The 12,450-nt window shown below is 37.6% G+C and carries 10 protein-coding genes; 6 read left to right on the top strand and 4 right to left on the bottom strand.

All coding sequences use genetic code 11. The features are described from left to right. The first annotated feature begins 8 nt into the window (after positions 1–8). Positions 9–1,256 carry a type IV pilus twitching motility protein PilT gene (locus tag ACKPEB_RS22430; protein WP_408967238.1) on the top strand — a complete coding sequence of 416 codons (1,248 nt, stop codon included), beginning with the start codon at positions 9–11 and terminating at the stop codon, positions 1,254–1,256. Between the two features lie 208 nt (positions 1,257–1,464). Then, positions 1,465–2,274, top strand: coding sequence for a circadian clock KaiB family protein (locus tag ACKPEB_RS22425; protein ID WP_408967237.1), 810 nt, complete (start codon positions 1,465–1,467; stop codon positions 2,272–2,274). Positions 2,275–2,452: 178 nt separating this feature from the next. On the opposite strand, the gene ACKPEB_RS22420 is transcribed toward ACKPEB_RS22425, so the two are convergent. After that, on the bottom strand, positions 2,453–3,952 hold the full coding sequence (locus ACKPEB_RS22420) for a DASH family cryptochrome (protein WP_408967236.1): 1,500 nt from the start codon (positions 3,950–3,952) through the stop codon (positions 2,453–2,455). Positions 3,953–4,366: 414 nt separating this feature from the next. On the opposite strand from ACKPEB_RS22420, the gene ACKPEB_RS22415 reads away from it, so the two are divergent. The 3 genes from ACKPEB_RS22415 to ACKPEB_RS22405 all read left to right on the top strand — a co-directional run bounded on the left by ACKPEB_RS22415 (position 4,367) and on the right by ACKPEB_RS22405 (position 9,218). Continuing rightward, complete coding sequence (locus ACKPEB_RS22415; RefSeq protein WP_408967235.1) at positions 4,367–6,802, top strand: exonuclease domain-containing protein; 2,436 nt, start codon at positions 4,367–4,369, stop codon at positions 6,800–6,802. Between the two features lie 72 nt (positions 6,803–6,874). Further along, entirely contained in the window at positions 6,875–7,963 is a 1,089-nt protein-coding gene (locus tag ACKPEB_RS22410) for a GUN4 domain-containing protein (protein WP_408967234.1), read from the top strand. Positions 7,964–8,018: 55 nt separating this feature from the next. Beyond that, entirely contained in the window at positions 8,019–9,218 is a 1,200-nt protein-coding gene (locus tag ACKPEB_RS22405; protein ID WP_408967233.1) for a DNA cytosine methyltransferase, read from the top strand. On the opposite strand, the gene ACKPEB_RS22400 is transcribed toward ACKPEB_RS22405, so the two are convergent. The 3 genes from ACKPEB_RS22400 to ACKPEB_RS22390 form a co-directional block, all read right to left on the bottom strand. After that, a complete protein-coding gene (locus tag ACKPEB_RS22400; RefSeq protein WP_408967232.1) occupies positions 9,172–9,915 on the bottom strand; it encodes a restriction endonuclease in 744 nt (247 codons plus the stop codon). The two genes, ACKPEB_RS22405 and ACKPEB_RS22400, sit on opposite strands and share 47 nt — an antisense overlap. Continuing rightward, positions 9,912–10,160: a helix-turn-helix domain-containing protein gene (locus tag ACKPEB_RS22395; RefSeq protein WP_408967258.1), complete on the bottom strand. Its 249-nt coding sequence runs from the start codon at positions 10,158–10,160 to the stop codon at positions 9,912–9,914. The genes ACKPEB_RS22400 and ACKPEB_RS22395 overlap by 4 nt, the downstream gene beginning before the upstream one ends. Positions 10,161–10,379: 219 nt before the next feature. Continuing rightward, positions 10,380–11,714 (bottom strand): dihydroorotase, encoded by a 1,335-nt coding sequence (locus tag ACKPEB_RS22390; protein WP_408967231.1) that lies wholly within the window; start codon positions 11,712–11,714, stop codon positions 10,380–10,382. Positions 11,715–11,847: 133 nt separating this feature from the next. Between ACKPEB_RS22390 and lepB the strand changes: the two genes are divergently transcribed. Then, positions 11,848–12,450, top strand: a complete 603-nt coding sequence (gene lepB, locus ACKPEB_RS22385; protein WP_408967230.1) for a signal peptidase I — start codon at positions 11,848–11,850, stop codon at positions 12,448–12,450.

Here is a 12,450-nt window from a genome sequence, read left to right as displayed (position 1 = left end):
CACGGGATATGACACAATCACAGCGTCCACCTGTTCCTCGTCCTCCAGCACCAGGGGTTCCGCCACGTCCACCCGCACCCAAAGCACCCCCTCCTCCAGGGGCTGGAAGTGCAGGTGCTACCGTTGCTACACCGACTCAAACCACGACAATACCAACGGTGATGGCAACATCGAGAACCAAAGGCCCTAGCCCCGGACATCCAACGTTACGGGATATTGTCAAACGAGCCAACGATGAGGGGGCGTCCGATATTCACTTAGGGGTGAATGAACCGCCTCGCTTTCGCAAACGCGGGGATATTACTCCTTTAGATTGGCCAATCACTGACTTAAATACCTTTATGAGTTGGTTGGCGGAGGTGTTAACCGATGATGAAATTCAGCAATTTCAAGACACTCTTGACTTTGACGGGGCGGCAGATTTAGGATTTGTGCGAATTCGGATTAGTATCTTTGATGCTCTCAATGGCCCTTCAATGGTGCTGCGGTTAATTGGTTCTACAATTTTAACCTTGGAACAGTTGAAACTGCCCGATGTCTTTAAAAAAATCTGTAACTATCACAAAGGGTTAATTTTGGTGACAGGGCCAACGGGTTCGGGTAAATCTACCACCCTGGCAGCCATGATTGACTACATGAATCGTAACTATGCCTACAATATTATTACAATTGAAGACCCAGTAGAATTTGTTCACGAAAGTAAAAAATCCCTAATTAAACACCGAGAAGTCGGACGTCATACGTTGAAGTTTTTTAATGCTCTCAAAGGAGCTTTGCGGCAAGACCCGGATGTCTTACTGGTAGGAGAAATTCGGGATAAAGAAACGATGCAAATTGCCTTAAAAGCGGCACAAACAGGTCACTTAGTAACTGGAACCTTACACACCAATAGTGCGGTAAAAACATTAACTCGGATCTTAGATATGTTTAGCGCTGAGGAACAACCTTCAATTAAAGTCTCAATTTCTGAATCATTAGTCGCTATTATTGCTCAATTATTGTGTAAAACCACTGATGGGAAACGGGCGGCTTTCCATGATGTTCTGATCAATACCGACGTGATTAAAGAATACATCGTGAAAGATAAGTTTGAGGAAATTAACCAAATCATGCTCAAAGATACCTATGAAGGGATGACGACCATGAATAAATCCCTTTACAATCTTTATCAGGAAGGACGAATTACTGAAGAGATTTGTTTAGAGGTGTCTCCCTTCCCGAATGAGATGAGCCAAATGTTACGAGGACGGGTTTAAACTCTAACAAAAATGTAAAATTTTGGCCCTATTCTTACTGGAATCCCCTAAAGTAAAAGTATTGGTAAATCATGATTCCTTCCCTTTAGGATTCAAGTTCTGGGATCTTTTCGTCAGAAGCTTTTAATGTCAGAGTCTTCTGAAGGATCAGAGTCACGATTTACTGCTTTCAGGGTTAAACTTTTAACATTAGTGACGGAATAAGCCCTTGAATGTTGTTAACTCTAAGGTTACTCGCTCTTTTAAAGCGATCGCTTTGTTTACTCCGGGGGGAGATGTCGTTTATTGTATTGACCCCCATAAACAACGACGCTGGCATTCTCATCTTTGCACCTATTTACAAGAACTTTTGGGTTTATCTGAACCCCCGCATTTTTTAATTCCTTGTTATACGGCTACTTATGATCGATGGGTTGACCCCCAAACTCAAGAAATTAAACGCTCGGCGGAAGCTTATCCTCCGGTTTTGCAATACCAAACGTTATTAAATACGATTTTTGAGACGGGAGATTTAGTTTGGCAACCCGCAACGGGTTCAGAAGAATTTTGTAACCCTTTAATTATTGCCACTTATTATCAGCAATTTCCTCAACTTTGGCAAAATCACGATCTAATTGTTCAGGTGAAAAAGAATGATTTTGATCCGAATTTGGCAACACATGGGAACTTATCAGACCTTCGATCTCCCGGTTTTGAATTAAATTTATCTCCTGAAGCAGAATTCCCTGAAACCCAAGGATTTGTTTTACGGTTATTTGTCTCAGGTCATAATTTAGCAACAGAAAAAACCCTGCAAACCCTACATCAATTGTTAGAATGTTCCGTTGGTCATCCTTATACGTTGAAAGTGATTGATGTTTTAAAACATCCTGACTTAGCGGAAGCTGATCAAATTTCTGCCACTCCTACCTTAGTTAAAGTCTGGCCAAAACCTGTCCGTCGAATTGTGGGAGAGTTAAATAATGTTGATATAATTTTACGATTATTAGGCAGTCCGGTTGATGGTTTACCTTTATAATCTATACTGTTACTTTTCGAGGGAACAGTAAAAAGTTAAAAGAGTTTCAGCATTCAAAAATGTCTTAACCCATCATGGATAGTCCTATATCAATTATAAGCCCAAATTAAAAGGAATTTCCCAAATTTTACAGATTTTATTTTAATTTTTGTAACTATAATTACCCAAACCTAATTATTTACACATTTCTAATTCTCTGTTCCCTAACACTATAACTGTTTTTTTCAGCCGATTCATAGATTGTTTGATTCACCTTTACAGATTGTTCTAAATTAACCATCGGTTGAGGATAATCAACACCTAAAATCACCCCAAAGCGTTTTTGTTCAACTGAAAGTAACCTCCAAGGTTCATGAACTTTTGAGGCGGGTATATCCTTTAATTCCGGTAGCCAATATTTGACATAATCTCCATTGGGATCATAATCTTTAGATTGTTTTAAAATATTAAAATAGCGAAATCCTCTCGCATCATTTCCTACCCCTGCGGTATAGTTCCAGTTTCCCCAATTACTACAAACATCATAATCAATTAGCATAGATTCAAACCATTCAGCCCCCATTTTCCAATGAATTCCTAAATTTTTAGTTAAGAAACTGGCAACATTTTGCCGTCCTCGGTTTGACATAAATCCCGTTAAAGCTAATTCTCTCATATTAGCATCAATTAAGGGAAAACCTGTGATTCCGGTTTGCCACCGTTCAAATTGTTGGAAATCTTCTTGCCAAGGAATTTTGATTCCTTTTAAACCCCCAGAATCAAAAATTTTATTTCCATGTTTTAAGACAATAAACCGAAAATAATCTCGCCATAATAATTCAAAAATTAACCAGTAAGTAGAATCATTTTTGATTCGTTGTGCTTCGTACTGTTGCACAGTTTCATAAATCAATCGAGGAGATAAACAACCCAGTGCTAACCAAGGAGAAAACTTAGAAGAATAATTAGCTCCTAACATTCCATTGCGCGTTTCTTTATAATTTTTTAGACAATCTTGTTGCCAAATATAATCTTTTAATCGTTTTAATCCTGCGGTTTCTCCCCCTTTAAACTGTAATACAGTCCGAGAATCAAAACTTGTAAATTCTAAACCCAAATCTTGAAGGGTTGGTAATTCTCCTAATTCGATTTCGGGTAAATTAGGTAAATTTTGAGGAGGAGAAAAAGGAGGATTAACAGTAGAGTGATATTCTACTTTTTTTCTAAACTGAGTAAAAACTTCAGGAATTTCAGCAATAGAAAACGGTAAATCTTTAATAGAATAAAGAGTTGCACCCCAATAGGATTGAACCAAAACACCTAGAGAATTTAATGCTATTTTTAAGCGATATTCTACTTTTAATTCTTCCGATGTCGCTTCTTGATAATAATAAACAGAATCAACTTTTAAAGTTTTAACTAATTCAGGAATAATGGTTTCTGGCTTGCCGACACGAATGATTAAATCGCTTCCCAACTGTTTTAAAGATTGGCGTAAATCTTCTACACTTTCTAATAAAAATTGAGCGCGAAAAGCACCCGTTTTCGGGAAACCATAAGCCGTTATACCAAATTGTCGCGGATCAAAACAATAGAGAGGAATAACCTTAGCTTTTGATTTTAATGCAGAGAATAAAGGTTCGTGATCATGAACCCGTAAATCGTTACGATACCAAATTAAAACTTGTTTTGCTGTCACGATGATTTTAGTTTTAAATGTTTAAGGTCGTTTACGGAAGCCCTCGGTTATAGACTCCTGCGGATTCACCTTAACTCATTTTAACAGAAGTTTCCAGAGGTTTAACAATCAACCAGCGTCCTGTTTTGGGGTCACGATAGCTGTTATAGGGGTTAGAACGCAGGGGTTTAGGACAAGCTTTCATAATACGTCTCCACGTTCGTAAAGGTTGAAGGAATTGGATCATTAACTTGAGCATTCAATTATTCCGTATTTTCCCAGTCAGATCAGGGATGGACATCTCTAAAATTCTGTGATAATAACGTTCAATTTGAGTGACAATAAACATAGAAGTGAGTGAGAAAGATCGAGGGTATCCAGTGATCTTGATCATTGAATACGTTCTTTCCCCAAAGTTGATTGATCTTAAATCCTATGAAAACTACAAAAAATTTTATTGTCATTGATACAGAAGGACAACCGATTTTGCGAGAATTAGCCATTGTGAATTATCAGGGAGAATTAATTTATGAAGCCTTTGCAGAAAATCATCCCCAAAGTCCTAAAATTCCTCATCGCACAAAACCGTTAAAACAGATTTTAAAAGAATTTGTTGAAATTGCTCAATCTCAATTAATTGTTTGTCATTATGCTCAACATGATATTGAAGTTTTAAGAAATACGTTTAAGGCGGTAGGAATAGCCAGCCCTCAATTAGATTTTCAGTGTAGTTTTGAACTCGCTCAACGTTATTTACCTCAACTAAATAGCCATTCTTTAGAAGCCTTAAGTAAGCATTTAAGACTTAAGCTAGATGGTCAATTTTTTATTCGGGACGCAGCCCATCGGGCGAAATATGATGCGTTATTTACCTATCAACTTTATAAACATATTGTTAATGAATATTTGAAAAAAGAATTAAAAGCACAACCTAATCCCTTTGGAAGTAGTCGGGTTGATACTCCCTTTCAGGAACACCCGGATTTTCGAGGGATTTTTGCGGAAGAATGCGATCGCTTAAAAGCTATTTTAGCAGATATTAAATTAGATCCCAACCATCAAACCAAAGGAGCAGTTGTCATTGGGGAACCCGGTTCAGGGAAAACCCATCTCATGATGCGATTAGCCAAAGATTTATTAACTAAAAACCGTTTATTATTTATTCGCCAACCTAATAATCCCGATACCGTTTTATTCCATACCTATAGTCGAATTTTAGAATCATTAATCCAAATTGTCCCCAACAGTATTCACACCCAGCTTGAATATTTATTAGCGAATAGCTTTGCTGAAATTATTAAATCTACCGATCCTTATTTTACTGCTAGAACTCAAAAAGATGAAAAGATATTACAACTGATTCAAGGAGGAAATTTAAAGTTATTTAGCGATTTATCCCAGGCGGAAACCAAAACCAAACGAGAGTTTTGGCAACATATTGAAAAACGAGCTTTAGAATGGTGGAATAATAACTTCTCCGCCGCAGGTTACGCTCCTAAATTTTTACAGGGGATTGTGAAATTTTGCGGTTATACTGACTTTAACCGTCGTCATATTATTACCCAATGGTTGGCGATGAATAACTTACCCCAAGAGGAATTAGATCGGGTAGGTTTACCGTCTTGGGAGGATGAATTAAGCCGAGAGGAAGCTTCTTTAGAAGCGTTAAAAGTGTTAGGATGTTTATCCTTATTAGATGAACCCTTATTGATTGTTTTTGATCAATTAGAAGGGTTAGGACTCAAGCAAAATGAATCGTTATTACACCGTTTTGGAGCAGCCATTAAAGAGATTTTTACCCATGTTCCCAATAGTTTAATTATTTTAAATCTATTTCCTGATCGTTGGCAACAATTTAAGGCAGCTTTTGATGGGTCAATTATTGATCGCGTGTCTCAGTCTCAAATGTTTTTAAATCGTCCTTCTAACCAAGAGTTAAAACAATTATTGAATTTAAAAATAAAATTTTTAGATGTCACCATTGATGATTTATTTGAACCCGATGAAATCACAGCCATTTTAAATCATCTTTCCATTCGGACAGTCTTAAACGTTGCGGCGGATTATTATCGTTATAAAGTTGATGGAATTCCCCTTCCTAAACATCAACTGATTCCCATCTCAACTTCAGATGAAACCGATGTGGAACGACGCTTACAACAGTTAGAATCTGAACTGGAAAAAATCAAGCAAGCGATGAGTCAAATCGGTGAATTTCTTTCTCGAAATCATCAGCAAGAGTTACAAGTGTTTAACTCAGAGTTGTTGGGAGTGTTCCCTTGGTTAGATTCTCCCGTGAAGCGTCAACTTAAAAATTATGTCAAGGAACAACTGATTTGTTTAGAGGCGGCTTTCTCTAAACCTAAAATCATTACCGATAGTGATGATTTAGGAAAATTAATGACAATTTTAGAAGGATTAATGTTAGTGATTTCTCCCTTGAGTATTGATGTTTTGCGGTTAGGAAAACGGGTTATTCCTGAACATTTAGTCATCCAAACCAAAACTCATAGTTTTGTAGTAGGATTTTTGCATTTAGGGGGTTCTCCCTTTTTCCATCGTTTGAAAAATTGGAATGAGTTATTGGGTCTGAAACCGAATTTTAAATTTATTCTCTGTCGAGATCAAGCCGATTATCCCATAAGCGGACAAAAAAGCCAATTAGAACTCGAACGATTTCAACAATCACGCAATGGAAAATTGATGCTTTTAAACCAGGATGAGCGGATTTTATTTGAATTATTCTATCAAATGATTGTGGATATCCAGAACTATGATTTAGACATTAAACTAGAGGACGCTATGGAGTTTATTTTATCAGAATATAAAGAGTATTGGTTATTTCAGAATCTTAAACAGTATTTGAGTTAAAAATCATCCTGAATCATTCTAACCATATTCGGAAATAATCACTAATCCAATTGTTAATTAATTTATAGCGTTATGCACAATTTACATCCGTTTATCGGCGTAATTTCTACATTTTCTGCATTAATGACGGGGATTAATTCTCCTGCATTTTCCCACACTCAATCGCCTTCTGATCCAGATATAACTCCGTTACAACAGCAGTTAAAATCAGGGAATTTGAAAGCGGCTGATATAGAAACCCGTCGCTTAATTCAACAGTGGATTTTTCCCAAGGGAGATGTTTATGCCAAACCGGAGGTTAATGCTATTCCCTGTGAGAGTTTAAAAACCATTGATACCCTATGGAAACAAGCAAGTAATAATCGTTTTGGGTTGAGTATTCAACAGCAACAATGGCAAAATTTATCACCCAAAGATCGAACCAGTATTGAATCTTTTGGTCAAAAAATAGGTTGGGTTAGACAAAAACCCTTAACCGAAACGGAACTTCAAGATAAATGGTTTGCTTCAACTTGGCTATTAGAATCTGAACTTAATTTTACACCTAATGCTCCTGTTGGTCATTTACCTTGGCATGGCATTTCTCAAGAACGAATCATGTCTTTAATTAATGAAATTGGTTTAGGATGTGGTAGTTGTAGTATTGATGCAATGTATTTACAGGAGGAACGAAATTATACTTATCTTCCGGCATTTTATAACCGAGTTAATACCTGTTTAGCATCCAATACAACAGCTTTATCGCCATTAGAAAAAGCCTTAGCCGCCGGAAACTGGAAAGAAGCCAATCGTTTAACTTCTTTGGGAATTTTAGACCTCGCCGGACAAAGAAAACGGGGGTATTTAGTAGCAACAGATACTCGCAAATTATCCTGTCAATCGTTAAAACAGATTGATCAATTGTGGGTTAAATATAGTCAAGGTCGATTTGGTTTGAGTGTACAAGCTCAAATTTGGCAAAACCTAAAAGGGAAAAGTTACGAAGATTCTCTGAAGTTTGAAAAAACGGTGGGATGGACGGGAACACAACCAATTTTTGATGTTAAATCTGCACCAAAAGGTCATTTACCCTTGCGTCCCGTGTTATCAGATGGAATGATGAACGCTTGGGGAGGTGGTTGGATTCAAGAATTATCAAATCGTTTAAAAAGTTGTTCGTAGTAGAGTAAAAATCGTATAAACTTTATTAAGGATAAATCGTCTTGATTTCAATAATATGGATATACAGTTATCTTTATTTCCTCCTACAGAAAAACAATTCACTGCAAAAAAGCAAAAAAAAGTGAAATTAGGTCGCTATGAGAGACTCCAACGAGAACTGTTAACCACTCAGCGTGATCCTTATCAAGTTTTTATTGATATTGAGAATCAAACTGTATCTCCGTTCAACTATAACTTTATTGATCTTTTTTGTGGTGCTGGAGGATTCACACAAGGATTAGTTCAAGTAAAGTTTAATCCTGTAGCCAGTGTTGAAATTAGTCCGATTGCTTCAGCAACTCACCAGAGAAATTTTCCAAACAGTCATCATTTTTTGGGTGATATTTGTGAATTTAACTCGATAGAATGGTTAGAAAAAGTTAATTTACCCCCGATTCATTTAGTAGTCGGTGGCCCTCCCTGTCAAGGATTTTCTGTTGCTGGAAAGCGAAACCCAGATGATCCCAGAAATAACCTATTTAAAGAGTTTATTCGGGTTGTTTCAGAAATTCGTCCTTGGTATGTTGTCATGGAAAATGTACCGGGGATTCTGACAATGAAAGATGGAAAAATCAAGCAAGCAATATTTGAACAATTTGAATCTATTGGTTACTCCAATATTTCAGTTGTTATTCTTGAATCTGCCGCCTATGGAGTGCCACAAATTCGACCTAGAGCGATTTTTATTGCGAATCGATTAGAACTACAAAATCCTTATCCCAAACCTCAACTTCAACCCGAACAATATCAACCCATTGAATCGGCTATTTGTGATCTTCCTGAGTATACACCGATTCCTGAAATTAATCATGAATGGACTCGTCATTCTCCTGAATATATGCAGCGCATTGAACAAGTTCCCCCTGGAGGTTCTCTCTATGAAACCTATCTTGATGCGTTCAAACGTCAATATCCAGGTAAACCCAGTATGACCATTAAGGAAAATCACGGTGGAACCCATATTCACCCCTATCTTAACCGAGTCATTTCTGCTCGTGAAATGGCTAGATTACAGTCCTTCCCTGATTCTTTTATTTTTGAAGGAACCATGAAAAAAGCCATGTGGCAAATTGGAAATGCAGTTCCTCCCCGTTTAGCAGAATGTATTGGATATGGTCTTATTCCTTATTTAGACAGTATTAGTTTAGGGAAAGAGAAAGAGTTATCAACTATTCCAAAAACTTCTGAGATTCAACTTGCTTTAGAGTTGCATTAAGACCAGTTCGCCAAGCTTCAAAATTATACCATCCGCAACCCACACATCCTTGTTCTGCTTCCGAACCCGATTGAGGAATATTATCTGGCCATTTCTCATTTCCGAAATACCAAAATTTGAGTCCTAATGGTGTTCCTCGCTTTCCTGTTTCAATACATTTTTCACAACTTCTCGACTTTAAAAGGTTATGGTTTCCAGAACTATCTTTTTTGAGCAGTTGAAATTTACTTCTAATTTCAGCTTCACTCATTTTAACATCATGACTCACTTCACTTTGACCCCAGCGTTCCATCGGAAAACGATGATCAATGACTAACTCATGAGGCAATCGTTGCCGATTTTCAATTACATCTGTATAGTTGTAAACTTCTAAAATTCTTTTCACTAATTTAGACGGAATATTAGCAGAAGCATTCGCTTCTCTAGTGTCTCCTGTCCATCGATCCCAAATCGTCTTTTTTTGGCAAACTTGGCATAATTCCCGCTTCGTTTCAATCACTAACCCTGGACGACCGCTTCTATTTCCTCGTTCTAAACCTTGAATTCCACCACCTCCAGCATATTGATTAGAAGCAACATCTTTCCCTTCACAGTTACGACAATGCCAGTTTTGATCAGATAATAAATTGAAAAGTTTATACTGTGATGAACCTGATTTAAGTTTAGATTTAAAACTTTCTACTGATTCTGGGTTCACTCCAAATTCCTCATCTCTGTTTCTAAGTTCTCCAGTAGTTCTGAAACAGTAATATTCAAGCCACTAGCAAGAGATACTAGAACAGTCAAAGAAGGGTTTCTAACACCACGTTCTAGTCCAGATATATAGGTTCTGTCTAGGTGAGATCGTAACCCTAACTCCTCCTGAGAAATTCTGATCGACATTCGATGTCGCCTGATCAAAATTCCTAAAGCCTTTAAAAGTCGTGTTTTAGACTGTTCCATGAAATGATGTTCCACTTTCATAGACGATCAGTCTACGGACGATCAGTCACATTCGTAGATTCAAGACAGTAACTCTTAAAAAAGTTAAATTTGTATGATTTTTTAGATGTAGGGGCAGGTTTATCATAATTATTGAATGAAAATCCTAATATTTTAGAGAAAACCTGTCCCTAGTAATTTAACACTGGATTTGTTAGTAGAACCTGTTAATTTCCTAAGTTACCCATCAAACCTTAACGCCTGACCTCGAACTTCTGTATTTAATTTTCCTTGAGCATAAGCCACTTTCCCGCCAACAATGGTATATTGCGGCCATCCGGTTAACTCCCAGTCTTCAAAGGGATTCCAACCACATTTACTTAAGACTTCTTCCCGTAAAACTGGATGATAATTGTCTAAATCTACTAAAATTAAATCGGCATCATAACCTACTTCTATTTTGCCTTTATTGGGAATTTTATAAGCTTTGGCGACGGCGGTAGACATCCAATTAGAAACTTGTTGAACGGTGCATTTTCCAGCCATTGCTTGCGTTAACATTAAGGGTAATGATGTCTCAACTCCTGGCATTCCTGATGGCGTATTCGGATAGCCTTTCGCTTTTTCTTCTAATGTATGGGGGGCGTGATCTGTGGCAATAAAATCGATTACCCCATCTAATAACGCTTTCCATAATATTTCATTATCTTGAGGCGATCGCAATGGCGGATTCATTTGGGCTAAAGTTCCAATTGTTTCATAAGCACTAATATTTAATAATAAATGCTGTGGCGTAACTTCTGCCGTTACCCATTCCGGCTTATCTTGACGTAATAATTCCGCTTCATCTCCCGTTGATAAATGCAGAATATGTAATCGTCGTTGATATTTTTTAGAGAGTTTTAAAGCCAGTTGAGTTGCTTCTAACGCCGCTTGATTATCTTGAATGGTAGAATGAATGGCTGGATCAGTTATTCCTGCAAATTCTTGACGACGTTGATTAATTCGAGCTTGATTTTCTGCATGAACCGCAATTAAGCGATCGCCTTTGGCAAAAATTTGGTCTAATATTTCTTCTTGAGAAACTAATAAATCTCCGTGCATCGACCCCATAAAAATTTTAATGCCACAAGCCGGATTTGCATCTAATAAATCGGGTAAAATTTCTGCCGTTGCCCCAATAAAAAAGCCATAATTCACCAGACATTTCTCAGAAGCGCGTCTTAATTTATCATCTAAATTCGCTTGAGTTGTGGTTAACGGTCGAGTATTGGGCATTTCTAAAAATGAAGTCACGCCCCCTTTTGCACAAGCACAACTTGCCGTAAATAAATCTTCTTTATATTCTAAACCGGGTTCTCGGAAATGCACCTGCGGATCAATAACCCCCGGTAATAAAGTTAACCCTTCTGCATCAAGAATTTCCCAATCATCAACCCCGAAAGTGTGATGATCAATTTCTGGAGCAATCTCAACAATTTTGCCATCCAGAATGACCACATCTCCGAGGAGAAAATCACCATTCGGTAATAAAATCCGAGCGTGATTAATCAATACACCATAAGAATTAGACATAATATTCTTGATCCAATCGGGTATAAACCTATTTAACCGTAAATTTGCTGCCTTAGCACAGGAACTTTGACCTGGCAATTGCCGACAAATTTGATATGATCAATGTAGTTTCCTGTCCAGTCATGACTTGCCTATGAGTAGCCGGCCCAATCAAGAACCAGAAACCGTTAAATCGTCCCCTCAACAGCAAGAGAACCCTTGGGTAGAAATCCTCAAAACCATTAGTTTGAGTATCTTTTTAGCATTAGGCATTCGCACCTTTGTTGCGGAAGCTCGTTATATTCCCTCTGGATCGATGTTACCGACTTTGGAAATCAATGATCGATTGATTATTGATAAAGTCGGATATAAGTTGGGAGATCCCCATCGAGGTGATGTCGTGGTATTTAACCCAACAGAAGAGCTCAAAAAACAATATAAAGATGCGTTTATTAAAAGAATTATTGGTTTACCGGGTGAAACTGTAGAAGTCAAAAATGGCTTAGTGTTCATCAATGGTGAACCTCTCCCTGAAAAATATATTGCGGAAAAACCCCAGTATAATTGGGGGCCAGGAACAGTTCCCGAAGGCAGTTATTTAGTGTTAGGCGATAATCGCAATAATAGTTACGATAGCCATTATTGGGGTTTTGTCCCCCGTGAAAATATTATTGGTCGCGCAACGGTTCGGTTTTGGCCTCCTAACCGAGTCGGTGGACTGGGTGATCCTGAGTATCCACCCGATGAACAAAAGTAA

Origin of the sequence: Planktothrix sp., assembly GCF_046067725.1 — a bacterium.
Taxonomy (GTDB): Bacteria; Cyanobacteriota; Cyanobacteriia; order Cyanobacteriales; family Microcoleaceae; genus Planktothrix.
Note: the sequence above shows the minus strand (reverse complement) of the source record. Positions and strands in the feature narration are given on the sequence as shown.